18 protein-coding genes are annotated in these 19,547 nt (G+C 66.5%); 11 read left to right on the forward strand and 7 right to left on the reverse strand.

Going from position 1 to position 19,547, the window contains the following annotated elements; translation table 11 throughout:
* The first annotated feature begins 58 nt into the window (after positions 1–58).
* From BLQ71_RS08625 to glmM, 4 genes are all read left to right on the forward strand, one after another.
* Positions 59–748: a cell wall hydrolase gene (locus BLQ71_RS08625; RefSeq protein WP_052244643.1), complete on the forward strand. Its 690-nt coding sequence runs from the start codon at positions 59–61 to the stop codon at positions 746–748.
* A gap of 94 nt (positions 749–842) precedes the next feature.
* Positions 843–1,781: a dihydroneopterin aldolase gene (locus BLQ71_RS08630; RefSeq protein ID WP_069209920.1), complete on the forward strand. Its 939-nt coding sequence runs from the start codon at positions 843–845 to the stop codon at positions 1,779–1,781.
* A gap of 39 nt (positions 1,782–1,820) precedes the next feature.
* Positions 1,821–2,834 (forward strand): dihydropteroate synthase, encoded by a 1,014-nt coding sequence (gene folP / locus BLQ71_RS08635; RefSeq protein WP_074621410.1) that lies wholly within the window; start codon positions 1,821–1,823, stop codon positions 2,832–2,834.
* On the forward strand, positions 2,831–4,174 hold the full coding sequence (glmM, locus tag BLQ71_RS08640; protein WP_043144296.1) for a phosphoglucosamine mutase: 1,344 nt from the start codon (positions 2,831–2,833) through the stop codon (positions 4,172–4,174). Before folP ends, glmM begins: the two co-directional genes overlap by 4 nt.
* A 65-nt stretch (positions 4,175–4,239) precedes the next feature.
* On the opposite strand, the gene BLQ71_RS08645 is transcribed toward glmM, so the two are convergent.
* The 4 genes from BLQ71_RS08645 to proS form a co-directional block, all read right to left on the reverse strand.
* A complete protein-coding gene (locus BLQ71_RS08645; RefSeq protein WP_043144294.1) occupies positions 4,240–4,779 on the reverse strand; it encodes a DUF2937 family protein in 540 nt (179 codons plus the stop codon).
* Between the two features lie 92 nt (positions 4,780–4,871).
* The gene (locus BLQ71_RS08650; protein WP_157923309.1) at positions 4,872–5,816 is read right to left on the reverse strand and encodes a serine hydrolase domain-containing protein; all 945 of its coding nucleotides are present in this window, start codon (positions 5,814–5,816) and stop codon (positions 4,872–4,874) included.
* Positions 5,810–6,277, reverse strand: coding sequence for a hypothetical protein (locus tag BLQ71_RS26365; protein WP_074621412.1), 468 nt, complete (start codon positions 6,275–6,277; stop codon positions 5,810–5,812). The genes BLQ71_RS08650 and BLQ71_RS26365 overlap by 7 nt, the downstream gene beginning before the upstream one ends.
* A 28-nt stretch (positions 6,278–6,305) precedes the next feature.
* The gene (gene proS, locus BLQ71_RS08660; protein ID WP_043144292.1) at positions 6,306–7,655 is read right to left on the reverse strand and encodes a proline--tRNA ligase; all 1,350 of its coding nucleotides are present in this window, start codon (positions 7,653–7,655) and stop codon (positions 6,306–6,308) included.
* 190 nt (positions 7,656–7,845) lie between these two features.
* On the opposite strand from proS, the gene BLQ71_RS08665 reads away from it, so the two are divergent.
* The 7 genes from BLQ71_RS08665 to BLQ71_RS08695 all read left to right on the forward strand — a co-directional run bounded on the left by BLQ71_RS08665 (position 7,846) and on the right by BLQ71_RS08695 (position 17,341).
* Complete coding sequence (locus tag BLQ71_RS08665) at positions 7,846–8,310, forward strand: hypothetical protein (protein ID WP_133066157.1); 465 nt, start codon at positions 7,846–7,848, stop codon at positions 8,308–8,310.
* 107 nt (positions 8,311–8,417) lie between these two features.
* Entirely contained in the window at positions 8,418–9,503 is a 1,086-nt protein-coding gene (locus BLQ71_RS08670) for an AI-2E family transporter (protein ID WP_043144290.1), read from the forward strand.
* Positions 9,500–10,234, forward strand: coding sequence for an HdaA/DnaA family protein (locus tag BLQ71_RS08675; protein WP_074621414.1), 735 nt, complete (start codon positions 9,500–9,502; stop codon positions 10,232–10,234). Before BLQ71_RS08670 ends, BLQ71_RS08675 begins: the two co-directional genes overlap by 4 nt.
* Positions 10,235–10,338: 104 nt before the next feature.
* On the forward strand, positions 10,339–12,513 hold the full coding sequence (locus BLQ71_RS08680) for an RNA degradosome polyphosphate kinase (protein WP_043144289.1): 2,175 nt from the start codon (positions 10,339–10,341) through the stop codon (positions 12,511–12,513).
* Positions 12,514–12,890: 377 nt separating this feature from the next.
* Complete coding sequence (locus BLQ71_RS08685) at positions 12,891–13,967, forward strand: hypothetical protein (protein WP_074621415.1); 1,077 nt, start codon at positions 12,891–12,893, stop codon at positions 13,965–13,967.
* 411 nt (positions 13,968–14,378) lie between these two features.
* Positions 14,379–15,677, forward strand: a complete 1,299-nt coding sequence (locus tag BLQ71_RS08690) for a flagellin N-terminal helical domain-containing protein (protein ID WP_069209929.1) — start codon at positions 14,379–14,381, stop codon at positions 15,675–15,677.
* Positions 15,678–15,793: 116 nt separating this feature from the next.
* On the forward strand, positions 15,794–17,341 hold the full coding sequence (locus BLQ71_RS08695; RefSeq protein WP_074621416.1) for a Ppx/GppA family phosphatase: 1,548 nt from the start codon (positions 15,794–15,796) through the stop codon (positions 17,339–17,341).
* A gap of 31 nt (positions 17,342–17,372) precedes the next feature.
* On the opposite strand, the gene BLQ71_RS08700 is transcribed toward BLQ71_RS08695, so the two are convergent.
* From BLQ71_RS08700 to BLQ71_RS08710, 3 genes are read right to left on the reverse strand one after another with little or no spacing between them, the layout of a single operon-like run.
* The gene (locus tag BLQ71_RS08700; RefSeq protein WP_074621542.1) at positions 17,373–17,753 is read right to left on the reverse strand and encodes a hypothetical protein; all 381 of its coding nucleotides are present in this window, start codon (positions 17,751–17,753) and stop codon (positions 17,373–17,375) included.
* Positions 17,754–17,793: 40 nt separating this feature from the next.
* A complete protein-coding gene (locus BLQ71_RS08705) occupies positions 17,794–18,804 on the reverse strand; it encodes an endonuclease/exonuclease/phosphatase family protein (protein WP_074621417.1) in 1,011 nt (336 codons plus the stop codon).
* Positions 18,805–18,810: 6 nt separating this feature from the next.
* Positions 18,811–19,494, reverse strand: coding sequence for a molecular chaperone DjiA (locus BLQ71_RS08710; protein WP_069209932.1), 684 nt, complete (start codon positions 19,492–19,494; stop codon positions 18,811–18,813).
* Positions 19,495–19,547: the final 53 nt, after the last annotated feature.

The raw sequence follows: 19,547 nt of genomic DNA on the forward strand, positions 1-19,547 counted from the left end.
CCCGTCGCGTGACGTGAGGCACCACGCGATGCATGTTCGATTGGGGGATTTTTTCGACATGAAACTTCTGACCACTGCCCTGCGCCGTGGCCTTGTTCTTGCGGCCTTTTCGCTCGTTGCCGCACCTTTGGCCCTGACGTCCGGCCCGGTTTCTGCCGACCCGGCCCGGAGTGCGCAGACTCTCCTTTCACTCGAAAGCCGCGCGCTGGCGCGCGTCGGCAACACCCACCTGAAAGGGCTTGTAACGCCCGTGAAACCGACACCTGCCGCGGCCGGCACGGTGACCGGTGGCGGCGGCTTTCTCTATGACAAGACCTGGCTGTCCCGTCAGCCCGCGCCCGAGGGCGGCCCGCAATGGCGCTGCCTCGCGGAGGCGCTGTACTTCGAGGCCCGGGGCGAGACCATCGAGGGGCTGTTTGCGGTCTCCGAGGTGATCATGAACCGGGTCGCGTCGAAACGCTTTCCGAACTCGGTCTGCGGCGTGGTGAACCAGGGCACGGGGCGCAAGTTCGCCTGCCAGTTCACCTATACCTGCGACGGCCGCCCGGAACACATCGACGACAAACGCTCCTGGAACCGGGTGGGCAAGGTCGCCCGCGCCGTGCTGGACGGCAAGGCCACCGGCCTGACCAAGGGCGCCACGCATTACCACGCCACCTGGGTCTCGCCCGACTGGTCGCGGAAATACACCAAGACCTTTGCCCACGGGGTCCATATCTTCTACCGCCACACCTGGCGCGGCGAATAAACCGTCGCCAACGGTTCGCAAAAGGGCGCCTGCGGCTGGCCGTGGGGCGCCCTTTTCGTTACCACGAGCCATCATACAACAGACAGGGGCCGCCATGCCCAGCGATATCCGCCTAGCCTTTGCCCATCCTTCCGAACGCAGCGTCGCCACCGCCGGCGACACGCCGCATGACCGCATCTCGGTGCGCGACCATGTGGTCGAGGTCGACATCGGCGCCTTCCAGGCCGAACGCGGCCAGAAACAGCGCGTGCGTTTCAACGTGGTGGTCGAGGTCATCCCCTTTACCGGCACGCTGGACGACGACGTGGACCGCATCCTGTCCTACGACCGCGTGACAGAGGCGATCAGCCACGAGCTTGAGGCAGAGCGTCTCAACCTGCTGGAAACGCTGGCCGAACGCATCGCGGAACGTATCCTGCTGGAGCCGCAGGCCCTGCGCGCCTTCGTGCGGGTCGAAAAGCTGGACCGTGGCCCCGGCGCGCTTGGCGTGGAAATCGTGCGCTCGCGCCGCGACGTGGCCGACCAGCTGGGCGAAATCGCCGAGGAAATGGCGCAGGAGCGCCCGCACGCGCGGGTCGTCTACCTGTCGAACGCGGCGATGGCGGATCCCCGGCTGGCGTCCTGGCTGGACCAGCTCGAGGCGCGGCGGGCACCGCTGATCCTCTGCGTCGGGCGCCCCGATACCGAGATTCCCCAGACCGGCCACAAGATGACCCAGCGCCGGGTCGACCTGCTGTCGATCGAGCAGAACGCCTGGTGCCTGGCCGCGCGCGACGACCGGGCCAAGGTGGTCGCCACCCGCACGGAACTGGACTGGGCGATGAAGAATGGCCAGATCTGCGTCTGGGCGCCCTCCAAGGTCGTGCTGGACGCAACCCAGGGCCCGCAGGCGCAGCCCCGCGATTCCGTCGCGCTTGCGGCCTGGTTCGCGGGCGAACTGGATGCCTGCGAACTGCTGGTGATCGGCGAAGACCTGCCGGAAGAGGCCACGGTTCCGGCCCGTGCGCTCCCCCCGAGCACCTCGCTGTTCTAACCGCTTGCCAAGTCTTTCCGGATCGGTCAGTCACCCCGCATGAGCGTCTATTTCCGTCCCGTCGTCCGTTTTGACAGCCCCCGCCCCGATGACGCACTCGACCTCGCGGGCGGGCCGGGCTGGTTCGCGCAGGCCGTCCGTTACAGCCGCGATGCGCCGCCGCGCAGCGTTTCCGTCTCCGAGATCCCCGAGGACTGGCGCACGCGCCTGTCCGCGCCCCGGGCCGCCATCGCCGGCATGGTTCTGGACAGCCCGCGCATCATGGGCATCCTCAACGTCACGCCGGACAGTTTCTCGGACGGCGGCAGCCACCAGAGCGCCGCCAAGGCGGTGCAGCGGGCGCGCCGCATGGTCAGCATGGGCGCGCATATCATCGACGTCGGCGGCGAAAGCACGCGCCCCGGTGCCCTGCCCGTCCCGAACGAGGCCGAGATCGCGCGGATAGAGCCGGTGATCACCGCCCTGTCGCGCGAACTGGCCACGCCGATCTCGATCGACACGCGCAAGTCCGCGGTGGCGGATGCGGCGGTCACGGCCGGCGCGGCGCTGGTCAACGATGTTTCGGGCTTCACCTACGATCCGATGCTGGCGCATTACTGCCGCGACCGGGGGTTGCCTGTCTGCGTGATGCACGCGCGCGGCGACCCGGAAACCATGCAACAGGACCCGCGCTATGACGACGTGCTGCTGGACGTCTACGATTTCCTGGCCGCGCAGGTCGCCATGCTCGAAGAGATGGGCATTCCCCGTGCGCGGATCATCGTCGATCCCGGCATCGGCTTCGGCAAGACGATCGACCACAACCTGACGCTCTTGCGCGACGTGGCGCTGTTCCACGGTCTCGGCTGTCCGGTATTGGTGGGCGCCTCGCGCAAGGGGTTCATCGGCAAGATTTCCGGGGTCGAAACCTCTGCCGAGCGGGTCTCCGGCTCTGTCGCCGTGGCGCAGGCGGTGGCTGCGCAGGGGGTGCAGATCGTCCGCGTCCACGATGTTTCAGCAACCGCCCAGGCGCTGGCCATGTGGCGGGCCATTTCGAGAGGTAGTTTTCCATGAGCCGCAAGCTGTTTGGCACCGACGGTGTGCGCGGAACCGCCAACACCTACCCGATGACGGCCGAGATGGCCTTGATGCTGGGCGCGGCCGTGGGGCGTTATTTCCGCAACGAACACTCGGGCGTCCACCGTGTCGTGATCGGCAAGGACACGCGCCTGTCGGGCTACATGTTCGAAAACGCGCTGACCGCCGGGCTGACCTCGACTGGCATGAACGTGCTGCTGCTGGGGCCGGTGCCGACACCCGCCGTGGGCCTTCTGACCACCTCGATGCGGGCCGACCTGGGGATCATGATCTCGGCCAGCCACAACCCCGCCGCCGACAATGGCATCAAGTTCTTCGGCCCCGATGGCTTCAAGCTGTCCGATGGCGTCGAAGCCGAGATCGAGGCGCTGGTCGAGGCTGGCGTGCGCCCGGCCCAGCCCGACAACATCGGCCGCGCCCGCCGGATCGACGATGGCCGCTTCCGCTACCAGGAGCGGGTCAAGAGCACCCTGCCCCACGGGCTGCGGCTGGACGGGATCAAGGTGGTGGTCGATTGCGCCAACGGCGCCGCCTACAAGACCGCGCCCGAGGTGCTGTGGGAACTGGGTGCCGACGTGGTCCAGATTGGCACCGCGCCCAACGGTCTGAACATCAACGACAACTGCGGCTCGACCAAGCCCGCCGCCGCCGCCGAGGCGGTGCGCCGGCATGGCGCCGACGTGGGCCTGTGCCTGGATGGCGATGCCGACCGGATCATCCTGATCGACGAGAACGGCCAGGTCGCGGACGGCGATCAGTTCATGGCCCTGCTGGCGGCCCGCTGGGCCGAAGAGGACCGGCTGAAGGGCGGCACCCTGGTGGCGACGGTGATGTCGAACCTGGGGCTGGAACGGTTCCTGGATGACCGCGGGCTGCGGCTGGAACGTACGAAGGTCGGCGACCGCTATGTCGTCGAGGCGATGCGCTCGGGCGGGTGGAACCTGGGCGGAGAACAGTCGGGCCACATCGTGATGACCGATTACGCCACCACCGGCGACGGGCTGATGGCCGGGATGCAGTTCCTGTCGGAAATGGTCCGCACCGGCAAGCGCGCCTCGGAGCTGACCCACAGCTTTACCCGCGTGCCGCAACTGCTCAGGAACGTGCGCTACGGCGCCGGTGCGCTGCCGCTGGATGTCGACAGCGTGAAAAAGGCGATCGAGGACGCCGAGGGGATGCTGACCGGCAAGGGCCGGCTGCTGATCCGCAAGTCCGGCACCGAACCGCTGATCCGCGTCATGGCCGAATGCGAGGACGAAGACCTGCTCAGCCAGGTCGTCAACGGCATCGTGGCCGAGGTCGAGGCGGTCGCCTGACCGCCTTTGCGACCGCGTCCAGGGCCTGACACCGGACCTCTTGCCGCCTTGGCGTGCCCTCTGCCTCAGGCTTCGCCCCGGTTCGGCGTCTCGCCCCGTCCGCGCAGGGGCGCGGTCATGATCCGCCAGGACCGCCGCAGGATGGCAAAGCCCAGCGCCAGAACCGCCCAGCCCGCAAGGAAACCCGCCCCGGCAAAGACCGCGCCTTCGAAGGTTGCGGGCACCGCGGGCCTGTAGGTCTCGAAGGCGCGCGCGGCCACCTCGCTGTCGGGCAGCACCTCGAAGGCCAGTTTCGCCCGCATGAAGGGCCCCGCCCCTTCCAGCCGCGCCAGCGCCGCCGACAGGCGTTCGTGCCGGGCGATGTCGCTGGCCATGTTCCCGGCCTGGGTCCGCGCCATGTCGCCCTCTTCGGCCAGCGCGGCCAGGTAGGCGTCCAGGTCCATCCCAACCCGGGCGGCATCGCCCTCGTAGCGCGTGACCTGGCGCGCCAGTTCATCCACCGTACCGCCGAGGCGCTGCATGTATTGCTGGGAATACTCGGGGAATTGCGACAGGCCCGCCGCGCCTGTCAGCCCGGCTGCAAGGGTCAATACCCGCAAGAACATCTGCCTGTGCCTCCCGTCGCGTCTGCTGGCGATCTTGGCCCCAGAATGCCAGAAAGCGCAGCCCTGGACGAGGGGAAAGCGTGCGCCGGGGGTCAGTCGGCGAAAACCGCCCAGGCCAGCGCCGCGTCCAGCCGCGCCATCGCCTTGCCGTCGACACAGGCGCCATAGGCCGCGACCACGGTGTATTTCCCCGCCCAGTTGACCGCAAAGGCGCCCAGGCCCGCGTCGTCGAAACAAAGCGCGCCGAAATGCCAGTGGTTGGCCGTGTCACGCCCGGTGCGAAACAGCATCCCCAGCCCGTAGAAGGCGCCGCCGCCCAGACTGGCCGAGGGGGTATCCCGCGGGTCCATCGCCGCGAAACCGCCCCGCATTAGCCGCGCGTAGTCGCGCACCGACATCTGCCAGCCGCCCCAGGGGCCATAACCGCCATACTCGGGCGAGAGCCGCGCCGTGGTGATCCCCAGCGGTTCCAGCACGCGGGAGGCGCAGGCCTTATCGTACCACTCCCCCGCGACCTCCTCGATCACCAGGCCCAGGATCGCGTAATTCTCGTTGTTGTAGCGGTAGCTTCCGCGCCTGCCCCCTTGCCGGTCCCGGTCGAGCGCATTGGCTGTCACCTGCTGCCAGCGGCGGGTGGTGTCCCCGCGCCACAGGGCCATTGCACCCTGCGTTTCATCCGGCCAGAGGCCCGAGGTATGGGTCACGAGCTGGGCCAGCGTGATGGTGCCGCCGCCCTCGATCCAGCGGTTCAACGGATCATCCCAGGCCATCAGCCCCTCGTCCACCAGGGCCTGGGCGCAGAGCCCGGTGATCCCCTTGGACAGGCTGGCAATGGGCACCGCCAGATCGGGGTCAAAGCCACTGTCCTGCCCCAGCAACAGGCTGTCCCCGATCAGGAAGACCAGCGCACCGGGTGGATTGCCCTGCGCCTGCAGCCACTTGTCCCATTCCTGCGCCACGCGGTCGGACTGGGCCAGAACCGGTGCGGCGGCCACCCCCAGGACCAGTGCCAGGACCAGTGCCAAGGCCCTCAGCACGGGCCGAACCCTAGCGAACGCGCAATGCCCGCGATCAGCGGATCGTAGCGGGCGCGCTGCGCCTCGGGATAGCGGATTTCCAGGTAGGCCAACGCCTCTTCGCCGCCGCAGGTGCGGCCCGCCTCGACCCGCAGATAAAAGATAGTCTCGCCGGCGTAGCCCGAGAGCACGAACCAGTCCGCCCCCGCCGCGTCATAGGTGATCTCGGCGCCGTCCTGTAAGTAGTATCCACGCCGATTGGCGCGCTCCACGGCCAGCGGCTCCATTACCCAGCCGCCCCAAAGACGGATTTCGGCGCCATCGGGATAGAAGAAAGCACGCCCGTCGTCATTGCCCGGGCGCGGGCCGATTTCGTAGCCCTCGGGCAAGCTGGCCGAGACTCCGAACCGGCCCACGGTTTCAGAAAGGGCCGGACCGCAAAGGCCCAGCCCGATACACAGTGACAGGACTATGTGACGCATGGGGTCTCCCGGGGCTGACGCCCGCGGATCATGCCCCCGGCAGCACCTTGTTGTAAATCGCCGCGATCCGCGCCACCGCCTCTTCGGGGGGCAGCTCTTCGCTTTCGCCGGTGCGGCGCGAGGTCAGTTCGACAACGCCGTTTTTCAGACCGCGCGGCCCGACGGTGATCCGCCAGGGCAGACCGATCAGGTCCATCGTGGCGAATTTGCCGCCAGCCCGTTCGTTGGTGTCGTCGTAGAGCGGCTCCAGCCCCAGCGCGGTAATCGAGGCATAAAGCGCCTCGCAGGCGGCATCGGCCTCGGCATCGCCGGACTTGAGGTTGACGATACCGCAGTGGAACGGCGTCACGCCCTCGGGCCAGATGATGCCCTTGTCGTCGTGGCTGGCCTCGATGATCGCGCCCAGCAGGCGGCTGACACCGATCCCGTGGCTGCCCATGTGCACCGGCACCTTGTTGCCCTCGGCGTCCTGCACGGTCGCCCCCATCGGCTCGGAGTATTTCGTGCCGAAGTAGAAGATCTGGCCGACCTCGATGCCGCGCGCCTGCCTGCGGCGTGCCTCGGGGACCTTGGCAAAGATCTCTTCGTCGTGGGTTTCATCCGTGCGAGCATAGCGCGAGGTGAACTCCTCCAGCACCGCCTGGCATTCCGCGTGGCTGTCGTAGTCGATTGCGCGGTCGCCGAACTTCAGGTCGGTGATCTCGCTGTCGTAAAAGACCTCGGACTCGCCCGTCTCGGCCAGTACCAGGAATTCATGGGTGTAATCGCCGCCGATCGGCCCGCCGTCGGCGCGCATCGGGATCGCCTGAAGGCCCATGCGTTCGTAGGTGCGCAGGTAGCTGACGAGGTGGCGGTTGTAGGCGTGCAGCGCGTCTTCCTTGGTCAGGTCGAAGTTGTAGCCGTCCTTCATGTAGAACTCGCGGCCCCGCATCACGCCGAAACGCGGGCGGATCTCGTCGCGGAACTTCCACTGCACATGATACAGCGTCAGCGGCAGGTCCTTGTAGCTGCCGACATGGCTGCGGAAGATGTCGGTGATCAGCTCTTCGTTGGTGGGACCGTACAGCATGTCGCGGTCATGCCGGTCCTTCATGCGCAGCATCTCGGCACCGTAATCGTCGTAGCGGCCAGATTCCCGCCAGAGATCGGCCGATTGCAGCGTCGGCATCAGCATCGGGATATGGCCCGCGCGGATCTGCTCCTCGTGGACGATATTCTCGATGTTCTTGAGCACCTTGAAGCCCAGCGGCAGCCAGGAATAGATCCCGGCGGAGGCCTGCTTGATCATGCCGGCGCGCAGCATGTAGCGATGACTTACGATCTGCGCCTCGGAGGGCGTTTCCTTGAGAACGGGCAGGAAGTAGCGGGACAGGCGCATTTGGGTCCTCTGGAACAGCGGTTTTGCCCCTCGTAGCGGGTTGGATCATGGCGGGCAAGAGGCGCGCGGAGATGGCCTGGCGGGCAGTGGCGGGAGGATGGGTGTGAAACGCCATCCAAAGGGATCACGAGCGGGCTGACAGTGGGGGCACAACCGGATAACCTGCCCGACGGCAAGGCGGGAGGACCGAGTGCACAAGAAGGACATCGCGCCGAGGATGGCGGAGGTCTGGGAGATGATGCCCGAGAGCACGCGGACAAGCGCGCGGGCCGAGATGGTGCTGGTGCAGGATTTCCTGGAGGGCACTCGGCACGTGCCAGACCGGGAGATGCCCGCGCTGAGGCGCGAGTTCGACCGTTGCCTTGCCCGATATGTCACCCCCACCCCGCGTTCGTCCGAAGAGGCGCCCGAGACGGCCGCCCCTCCGCCCCCTACAGACGCAGAGATCTACGAAACCGTCGCGCGCACCGCTCTGTCCTGTTTCGACACCACCGTCGACGGGTCGGTCGCGCGGGCGGATTATCTGGCGGACCAGGCCCGGATCCGGGGACGAGAGGCGCTGCGCGGGCTGACCCGCAACCCGCTGAAGCGCCGCCGCCTGATGCGCCGGTTGGAGGCAGAGATCGCCGCTGAACGCGGCAAGGTGATATCCTAGGGCATTCATCCACCGAACACTCCCCAGTTTTCGCAGGGCCGTGACGTGCAAATCCTTGAATCCCGGCCATATACGGGCGATGAAGGACATGTTCGAAAGGATAGCAAATGGCCCTGCCCGTAAGGGATCAGTTGAAGTACTGGGGGATCGCGGCAGCGGTCTTTTCCGTCGTGCTCTGGTTCCTGGGAGACGTGCTGTTGCCCTTCATCCTGGGCGGCGCCATCGCCTATTGCCTGGACCCGGTGGCCGACGCGCTGGAACGCGCCGGGCTGAAACGCGGGGCGGCGACGGCGGTGATCACCGTGGCGGCGCTGATCCTCTTTGTCGTCATGACGCTGGCGGTAATCCCGCTGCTGATCCAGCAGGCCATCGCATTGTTCGAATTCGCGCCGCAGCTGTTCCGCGACCTGCAGGCCTTTCTGACCGAACGGTTCCCCAACATCATGGACGAGGGCAGCGTGGTGCGCACCACGCTGATCGACCTTGGCGACACGATCAAGCAGCGCGGCGGCCAGCTGATCCAGGCGGCGCTGGCCTCGGTGGGCTCGCTGCTCAACCTCGTCATGCTGCTGCTGATCACGCCGGTCGTGGCGGTCTACCTGCTGATGGACTGGGACCGGATGGTCGAACGGGTGGATGACATGCTGCCCCTCGACCACAAGCCGGTGGTCCGCCGCCTCGCGGCAGAGGTCGACCGGGTGCTGGCGGGCTTCATCCGCGGCATGGGGTCGGTCTGCTTGATCCTCGGTGGCTATTACGCACTGGCGCTCTGGGCCGTGGGGTTGCAATTCGGGCCGGTGGTGGGCGTGATCGCCGGGGCGCTGACCTTCATTCCCTATGTCGGCGCCATCGTCGGCGGGGTGTTGGCGGTGGGGCTGGCGATCTTCCAATTCTGGGGCGAATGGTGGTGGATCGTGGCGGTCTACGCCATCTTCCAGTTCGGCCAGTTCGTCGAGGGCAATATCCTGACCCCCAACCTGGTGGGCAACTCGGTCGGGCTGCACCCGGTCTGGCTCTTGCTGGCCCTGTCGGTCTTCGGCACGCTCTTCGGTTTTGTCGGCCTCCTGGTGGCGGTGCCGCTGGCGGCGGCGCTGGGTGTGTTGATCCGCTTCGCGATCCAGCAATACAAGGGCTCGCGCCTGTTCCTGGGCATCTCTGCGCGCGAGAGCTTTTTCGAAAGCGACGACAGATGAGCACGGCCAGCCAGTTGCCCCTGCCCCTGCCGTCGCGGACGGCGCTGGGTTGGGAGGATTTCTTTGTCAGTCCCGCCAACATGCTGGCAGTCGCCCAGATCGAGGGCTGGCGTGCCTGGCCCTCGCACAAGCTGGTGCTGGTCGGGCCGCAGGGATCGGGCAAGACCCACCTGGCCCATGTCTGGGCAGCGCAGTCGGGGGCGCGGATCGTCAAGGCCCGCGATCTCACCCCCGAGACCATCCCCGCGCTGGCGGGCGGCCCGGTCTGCGTCGAGGACATCGAGGAGATCGCCGGCGACCGCCCCGCCGAGGAAATGCTGTTTCACCTGCACAACCTGGTGCTGGCGAACGGCGGCACGCTGATGGTCACGGCGACACGGGCACCCGCGCACTGGCCGCTGGTCCTGCCCGACCTGGCCAGCCGCATGATGCACGCCCAGCTGGCCCAGATCAGCGAGCCGGACGATTCCCTGCTGGCGGCCCTGCTGGCCAAGCTCTTTGCCGACCGCCAGTTGCTGCCCAGTCCCGAGGTCCTGTCCTACCTTGTGCGCCACATGCCGCGCAGCTATGCCACGGCGGCGCGGCTGGTGGCGGCGCTGGACGCCGAGGCGCTGGCCCATCAGCGTGACATCACCCGCCCGATGGCGGCGCGGGTGCTGTCGCGGCTGGTGCCGCCCGGGGCCGAGGATCGCGGCACCTCGCGGCACGATCCCGGTGGCGCGCAGGACTGATCCGTCCGCACCGGCACCTGTCGGGCACCACCGGCCACGATCTTCAGGCACGTCACCCGCGCGCCGTCATAAACCTGTTTCACTTGCGGAGGCATAAGCGCCCCATGACTCAAGCCGACTTTCTCAAAGCCCCGCTGCCGCCCGCCACCGACCTGCCGGACCTCGATCCGGCCGGCCCGGGACGTTTCCACAACCGCGAGCTGAGCTGGCTCGGTTTCAACTGGCGGGTGCTGGAAGAGGCCGAGAATCCCCGTGTCCCGCTGCTGGAGCGGATGCGCTTCCTGTCGATCTCGGCGGCGAACCTGGACGAGTTCTATACCGTCCGTGTCGCCGGCCTGCGCGAGCTGGCCCACAACGGCAACACCACCCCCGCCGCCGACGGCCTGACCCCGGCCGAACAGCTGGTGCTGATCGACGAGGACGCCCGCAGCCTGATGGCCGAACAGCAGCGCGTGCTGACGCTGCTGCGCGACCTGATGGCCGAGGAAGGCATGTCCATCGTCACCCGCTCCGACCTCACCGAGGCGGATGTGAAATATCTGGCAGAGGCCTTCCTGGCGCAGGTCTTTCCGGTGCTCTCGCCGCTGGCGATCGACCCGGCGCACCCCTTCCCCTTCATCGCCAACATGGGGTTTTGCCTGGCGCTGCAACTGGAACGCATCCGCGACAAGCGGCCCTTGCAGGCGCTCCTGCCGATCCCGCAGCAGATCGACCGGTTCATGGAGCTGCCCACCGGCGACCGCGAACACCGCTTCATCCAGCTTGAGGACGTGCTGCTGCTGCACATCGACAGCCTGTTCCCGGGCTACCGGGTCAAGGATCACTTCGGCTTCCGCGTGCTGCGCGACAGCGACCTGGAAGTCGAGGAAGAGGCCGAGGACCTGGTGCGCGAATTCGAGGTGGCACTGAAGCGCCGCCGCCGCGGCGAGGTGGTGCGCCTGACCGTCACCAAGGGTGCCCCCGAGGGGCTGCGCAAGATCGTCATGGACGAGCTGCACGTCCGCCCCGAGGAAGTGATCGAGCTTGAAGGCATGATCGGCGTGGCCGACACCAAGGAACTCGTGATCGACGCCCGCCCCGACCTTCTGTGGCCCTCCTTCACGCCACGGGTTCCGGAACGGGTGCAGGACCACGACGGCAACATGTTCGAGGCGATCAAGCAGAAAGACATGCTGCTGCATCACCCCTACGAGACCTTCGACATGGTGGTCCGCTTTCTCAAGCAGGCGGCGCTGGACCCGGACGTTGTGGCGATCAAGCAGACGCTTTACCGGACCTCCAAGAACTCTCCCATCGTCGAGGCGCTCTGCGAGGCGGCGGAGGACGGCAAGTCGGTGACCGCGCTGGTCGAGCTCAAGGCGCGGTTCGACGAAGCCGCCAACATCCGCCAGTCGCGGCGGCTGGAACGCTCGGGCGCGCATGTGGTCTATGGCTTCCTCGACTGGAAGACCCACGCCAAGATTTCCCAGGTCGTCCGGCGCGAGGGCGACCGGCTGGTGACCTATACCCACTGGGGAACCGGCAACTACCACCCGATCACCGCCAAGATCTACACCGACCTGTCGTTCTTTACCTGTGACGCGGCGCTGGGGCGGGATGCGGCCAAGATCTTCAACTACCTCTCGGGCTACGCCATGCCCGCCGGGCTGGAGAACCTGCTGATCTCGCCGCATTCGCTGAAGACCGGTATGATCGCGATGATCGACCAGGAGATCGAACACGCCAAGGCGGGCCGCCCGGCGCAGATCTGGATCAAGATGAACTCGCTGATCGAGCCGGACATGATCGACGCGCTCTATCGCGCCAGCCAGGGCGGCGTGAAGGTCGATTGCGTGATTCGCGGCATCTGCGGGCTGCGGCCGGGCATCAAGGGCCTGTCCGACAACATCCGGGTCAAAAGCATCGTTGGCCGGTTCCTGGAACATTCGCGGATCGTCTGTTTCGGCAACGGGTCCGGCCTGCCGAGCAAGAAGGCGCGGGTCTTCATCTCTTCCGCCGACTGGATGGGCCGCAACCTGAACCGCCGGGTCGAAACCGGGGTCGAGATCCACAATGCCACGGTCAAGGCGCAGATCGTCAGCCAGGTCATGGCGGCGAACCTGGCCGACACGGCACAAAGCTGGGTCATGGAGCCCTCGGGCAAATTCACCCGTTATCCGGTGCCCGAGGGCGAGTTCTCGTTCAACTGCCACCGCTTCTTCATGGAGAACCCCTCGCTCTCCGGGCGCGGTTCGGCGGGCGCCTCGGACGTGCCCAAGCTGACCCATACCAGCGACTGACGCGGCACTGTGCTCATGAACGGAAAGCGCCCCTGCGGGGGCGCTTTTGCGTTTGGGGGGCCCCGGAAGACTGGCGCTATATCGGGCATGATGCTGCTGGCGGGATTCACCAGCCCGTCCATCACCCGCTTCACGCCCTGACGGTCACTTGCTGCAATTGGCAGAACGGTCGGCGTTTCGCCTTGATGCGCCGACGATGAGCGCAATGCCCAGAGCGGCCAGCCTCGACGGAAATGCCCCGTCGCGATAGGATGCACGGCAGACCCGTTGCCTGCGACCCCCAACGGGTTGCGGTCCGTTCGCTCCTTGTGACACCGATGTTGAACTTGCATGGAATATTGCTCGCCTGCCTTCTCCCCGGACTTGCCGGTCCGGTATTGGCCGAACGCGAGGTTCATGTCGTGTCGGTCGGCGATGGATACCAGACCGAAGATTACTATGCCCTGCCCGAGGCCCGGCTCGTGGTGGACCGCCCGGGCGAGGAAATCGGCCTTGTGTTGCTGGACGGCGGCGCATTGCACTGGAAGGTTGAAGCCACGGCCGGAACCATCATCGGCGAAATCATCAGGAGTGGCCCTGGCCCAACGGACAGCAAGGTCACGCTCAACGGGATACCGATGGCTGGCGTACAGGTCTCCGGGTTGCCCCTGGCATTCCGCCCGCTGGGGAGCGAGTTCCGAACGCTGGTCGAGGCCGTGACGGACAGTATGAAAACAGAGCGCCTCAGCAGCTTCCAGGGGGTGCACAAGGCAACCGACGTGCCGATCAGGGTGGATCATGTCGACACGAGAACCGAGGGGCTCTCGCGTGACTATCTTTCACGGCGCCTGGGCGAAAACCACGATCTGCCGCCGAAGATCCGCGACTGGACCCGGAACCAGGGTGGAAACAAAGATTTCACTCTGGTCTTCGAGGAAACCGGGATCACGCTTTCCAGCCCGACAGGCACACGACGGTTTGCGATCTCACCCGATGTCCCCGATGTCCTCTTGCCGGCAACGGCGGTGTACGACCCGGGCTCGCAGATGATCTATTGCATCACGTACGGCGACGAGGGTTACCTGTACTCTGTCGACGCTCGGACAGGGGCATGGGCCGTCGTGACCGACCTGGACCAGTATGATGCCGCGGAGATGCTCTATGACGCGGAAAGCCGCTTGCTGATTGCCACAGGCGCCTTTTCCCGACCAGGCGAGATCAGGATTTTCGGGTTGGACGGACGTCGTTCTTCGATCTTCATCCCGACCACCTCCTTTCCCGGACTGACGGACCTGTTCGACTACGGCAACGAACACGGGCCTCCGCTGACACCCTACGTGTTCAGCGACGGATGGCTCCCTCTCGAAGCGGTCGCGCGCCGCGACGGCAACACTCCGGTCGCGGGGGATTACCGGGTCTATGCCGTCCAGGTTGACACCGGAGACGTGCGTTTACTCAGCTATGGCAATGACTGAGCGGCCAACGAGACAGGATCGCCGAAAGACTGATTTGTCCGCCGAACCGACACCACGAGCAGCTGCATCGCGCAGGCCTTCGCGGGTGTTCTAGGGTCAAACGCCTCAGCGCGCAGGCAGCAGCCCGGCACGTCGTTACAGAAATTGGCGGCACACCCCTCCCCTGTTTCGAAATCGGCAACCTCTGTTTCCAGATCCTCAATAAACCCCGGACAATTCGCGCCATAGTCTTGCCCCAGTATCACCCCGTCAGCGCCGCAAATCGTTAAAGACGGGTTAAAGACAGCAGGGCAATAGTCACCCTGCACGAGCTTTTCGTGGCGCGGGCGACCCCCAGTCGTCCGCAGCGTCAGAACGGCGGCCATGATGCCGGGCGCGAAACGCGCCCTCTGACGAGAAAGGCGAAAGCGAATGTCGAGTATCAATTCCAATCCCGGGGCCACGGCGGCCCTTCAGACGCTGAAAGCGATCAACGCCTCGATGGGCGACACCCAGATGCAGATTGCCACCGGCAAGAAGGTGGCCTCTTCGCAGGACAATGCGGCGGTCTGGGCGATTTCCAAGGTCATGGAGGCCGACGTCCAGGGCTTTCAGAAGGTGTCCGACAGCCTGAGCCTGGGCCAGGCGACGATTTCCGTCGCCCGCCAGGGCGCCGAGACGGTGACCGAACTCCTGACCGAGGTGAAGGGCAAGATCGTCGCCGCGCAGGAGGAAAACGTCGACCGGGCCAAGATCCAGACCGATATCGACGCCCTGCGCGACCAGATCAGCTCGATCGTGAGCGCGGCGCAGTTCAACGGCCAGGCCATGCTGACCAACACCGACCAGACCGCAGGGTCCGGCGGCATCAACGTCCTGTCCTCGCTCAACCGGACGATGGACGGCGTGACCTCCAGCGACATCCGGGTGTCCAAACAGGACCTGGGCCAGGGCCAGAGCAGCATCGGCAGCGGGCTGACCGCGCTGGCCGGCGCGGCCAATGACATCACCGGCACCGGCGACGGCGCGGCGGCCACCATGACGGGCAACGCCACCGCCCCCACCGGCACAACGACCTTTGGCGCCGCGGCCACGACAACCGTCGCCGCCGGGACCGGGTTCTCGGTCGAGATCACGGCCACGGCGGGCAATGGCCCCTCCAACACCGCTGATCGCAATGACATTTCCTATGTCGCCCGCGACGGTGACACGATGGAGGACGTGGCTGCGGGCCTCGCCGCCGCCTTCAACAAATATGTCAGTGACGACCTGGGCGCCGGCAACGAGGGCACCATCGACGCCACGGCAAGCGGCAACCAGATCACCTTTACCGGCGCGGACCAGGGCGGCGACAACTTCTCGATCACCGTGCAGCAGTATGACCCCGATGCCACCACCACCATCGGCGGCGGACTGGCGGAACTGGGGAATATCGACGTCACCACCCAGGCCGGCGCCGACAGCGCCCTGGCCGAAATCGAGGGCCTGATCCAGACCTCCATCGACGCAGCCGCCGCCTTCGGCTCTGCCGAGATGCGCCTGGACACGCAGAAAGACTTTGTCTCGGGCCTGACCGACGCGCTGAAATCGGGCATCGGAACGCTGGTGGATGCCGATCTCGAAGAGGTTTCCGCCAAGCTGCAGGCGCAGCAGGTCCAGCAGCAACTGGCCATGCAGGCACTGTCGATCGCCAACCGCGCACCGCAGTCCCTGCTGTCGCTGTTCCGCTAAGCAAGATGCACCAGACCTTGAGAACGGCACGTCAGTGCCGCGCAAGGTCTGGTGCTTTTGATTGACCCCCCGGGTCCGAAAGGGTCATAACCCCGCCGAGAGACAGCGGGATTCGGATGGACGGGCAAGAGGAAACGCACGGGCACTGGGACCCGTTTGGCAGGCCGCTCTTCAACGATCCGAAGGCGCGGGCCCTGTCCCGGGTGGGTGTCGTGGACATCGGCTCGAACTCGGTCCGGCTGGTGGTCTTTGACGGGGCTGCGCGCAGCCCGGCCTATTTCTACAACGAAAAGATCATGTGCGGCCTGGGCGCCGGGATGGCCGAGACCGGCCGCCTGAACCCCGAGGGACGCGAGCGCGCGCTGCGCGCCATGCTGCGCTTTCGCGCCCTGGCCAATGGCATGGACCTGCCGGACCTGACCGTGGTGGCCACCGCCGCGATGCGCGACGCCGAGGACGGCGAGGAATTCCGCCGGGTGCTGGAATCCGCCACCGGCCTGCGGGTCTGGGTGATCGACGGCGCCGAAGAGGCGCGGCTGTCGGCGCAGGGCGTGCTGCTGGGCTGGCCCGGCAGTTACGGCCTTGTCTGCGACATCGGCGGGTCCTCGATGGAACTGGCGGAAATCCACGACGGAGAGGTTGGCCGCCGCGTGACCTCGCCGCTGGGGCCGCTGAAACTGCGCGATATCGAAGGCGGGCGCAAGGCGCGCGACAAGCAAATCAAGCGCGAACTCAAGGCCCTGGCCGAACACATGGGCACCCAGCGCGACCGGCTGTTCCTGGTCGGTGGCAGCTGGCGGGCGATCGCACGGATCGACATGCACCGGCAGGGCTATCCGCTGCAGGTGCTGCACGAATACCGGATGGACGCGGAGTCGGTCCGCGAGACCGTCGCCTACATCGAGGCCAACGAGGATCACGACGCGCTGCGCAAGGCCTGCGGCGTCTCGGCCACGCGGATGGCCCTGGTTCCCTTCGCCAGCGAGGTCCTGTTGCGCCTGCTGGAATGTTTCGAACCCAAGGATATCGCGATTTCCAGTTACGGCATCCGCGAAGGCATGCTGTATGAACAGATGCCGCAGGAACTGCGCGACCGCGATCCGCTGATCGAGGCCTGCCGCTTTGCCGAGGCCAAGGACGCGCGGATGCCCGGTTTCGGCGCCGCGCTCTATGATTTCGTGCTGCCGCTCTTTCCCGATGCCAGCGCCTCACGGCGGCGGCTGATCCACGCGGCCTGCCTGTTGCATGACGTCAGCTGGCGCGCGCATCCCGACTATCGCGCCGAGGTCTGTTTCGACAATGCCACGCGCGCCAACATGGGCGGGTTGAAGCACTGGGAGCGGGTCTACCTGGGGCTTGCCCTGCTGCACCGCTATCGCAACAAGCGCGAAGGCACCCGGTTCGAGGATCTCTTTGCCCTGCTCGACGCCCCGCACCAGACAGAGGCCGAGGTTCTGGGCAAGGCGCTGCGTTTCGGCGCGATGCTCTGGACGCTGAAGGCGGACGGCACCGGCCCGCGGCTGGCCTGGGATGCCGAGACCAGGGCGCTGGAACTGCACCTCGACGGCACCACGGCCCCGCTTTACGGCGAGGTGGGCGAGGCCCGGCTCAAGGCCCTGGCCGACGCGCTGGGGGCAGACAGCCGCGAAGTCATGATCGTCTGAGCCCGCATCCGGCCCGGCGATCCGACCGCCCTTACAGGTCGATCTTTTCGTCCGGGACCGCCTGCGGCTCTGGCAGGTCGGGCGCTTCGGGCACCAGCGGGACCCGGCGGCGAATGATGATGTCGCCGTTTTCCAGCATCTCGGGCGGATGATAAAGCGTCCAGTCCTCGACCTTTTCCAGGATCTCGCCCAGGGCGGGTCCCATCTCGGCGGCAAAATCGCGCATCATGGGCTGCATCTCGCGCAGGGTCCTGTCCATCTCCTCCAGCGCCGGTTCCATCTCTGTCATCAAGCCGCGCAGAAAGAGCTTGGCCCCCTCTTCCATCAGGTTGAGACCATCCGGTTCCTCCTCGGCGGCCAACGGCGCGGCGACAAGGGTCAGGACAAGGGCGGGCAAGGCAAGCTGTCTCATGTCCATAGATATAGGCACCGGGAATGGCCCTGGGAAGGGTTCAGAGGTCGATGTCCAGCGTGACCGGGAAATGGTCCGAGGCCACCAGCAGCGAAGCGCGCAGGGCCTCGTCCTGCCAGCATTCCGCGTCGTCGAAGGGATGCCAGATGCGCCAGCGCGGGTTCCGCGCCCGAAGCCCCGGCGAGATCATCACGTAATCCAGCAGCGCCTGCAGGTAGCGTTTTTCGTCGTAGAGGAAAAAGCGCGCGGTGGTGGGCTGCGCCCCCAGCCGCCGCTGCAGCGCCTCGGCCGCGTGCGGGTCATATAGATGCAGCTCTTCGCTGTCGCCATCGCCCAGCAGGATCTCGACCGAGCTGCGCCCGAACAGCCCCTCGTAACTGTCGAGGCCGGGGCCGTCGTTCAGGTCCCCCATCAACACCAGGTCCTCGCCCGCCTCGAGGTGTGCCGCCACCCGCCGGCGCAGCCAGACCGCCTGGGCCAGCTGCTTGCGCCGGTTGGCGATGGCCAGTTTCATGACCTCGTCCTCGCCCTTCGCCCCATGCGGCGCCTTGGATTTCAGATGCGCCCCGATGAACCGCAGGCTGTGGCCCGACATGGTTTCGACCGCCAGTTCCAGCGGCGGTTTGGAAAAGACCACGCGGTCGGCGCGGGCGTCGATGTCCAGGTCGATCTCGAACTCGGTGTCAAAGCGCGGCGCCGCCTTGCTGTCCTGCGGATCGTGACGCACGCGCAGCTTGTCCGCGTCATAGAGCAGCGCGATTTCCTGCTGGGTGTTGTTGACGAACCCCGTGGCCACCTCCCGCGTGCGCAGCCCCGCGGCCTCGGCGAAATTGGCCAGTGCGCGGGTGGTGGACCGGCGGCGATTGGTGTCGGGCGCCTCGATCACCATGATCGCATCCGCCTCCATCCACCGAAAGACGTAGCCCAGCGCCTCCAGCTGGTCGCCCCGGGCGATGCGGTGACGCCCGCCCAACTCGTTGTCGATCAGCGGGCGGCCCTTGTCATCGAACAGCGAGTCGAACCATTCGACGTTGTAGCTGGCCAGGCGCATGGCCCGTCAGGCGGTTTCGCGCGCGGAAATCTCTTCCCAGGCGCGGTTGATGTCGATCAGCCGTTTCTCCGCGATCTTGACCGCCTCCTCCGGCACGCCCCGGGCGATCATCGCGTCCGGGTGACTTTCACGGACCAACTGCCGCCAGGTCTTGCGGATCTGGTCCAGCGGCATCTCCGGGCTGACCCCAAGAACCGTGTAGGGATCGGGCGCCGCATCGGGCACGAAACGGCTGCGCAGGGTGCGGAACTGTCCCTCGTCCATGCCGAAGATGACGGCGACATCGGCCAGGAAGGCATCCTCTGCCGGGTGATAGGTGCCATCGGCCAGGGCGATGTGGAACAGACCTTCCATCAGGTCGCAAAGCGTGCCGGTGCCCTGCCCGAACATGGCCGCGATGCGGCGGGCGTAATCCTCGTATCCGGCCACGTCCTGCCGGGCGAGGTTGAAGACACGCGCTGCCCCGGCCTCGTCCTCGCGCGCGATGTGGAACACCTCGCGAAAGGCCGTCACCTCGTCACGCGTTACCAGCCCGTCGGCCTTGGCCATCTTGGCCGACAGGGCGATCACGGCGATGGTAAAGGCCACGCTGCGCTCGGGCGGCGCGCGCAGCCGGTCAAAGACGGCGGTCAGCCCCTCGCCCGAGGTCAGGGCCTGCAAGGCCCGCGATATGCGTGTCCAGATCGACATGGTGGCAAGTCTACGCGCTCCGGCAGGCGCTGTCAGGGGCGGATCGGGGAAAA

Source organism: Antarctobacter albus, from assembly GCF_900101505.1.
In the GTDB taxonomy this organism is placed as follows: domain Bacteria; phylum Pseudomonadota; class Alphaproteobacteria; order Rhodobacterales; family Rhodobacteraceae; genus Antarctobacter; species Antarctobacter albus.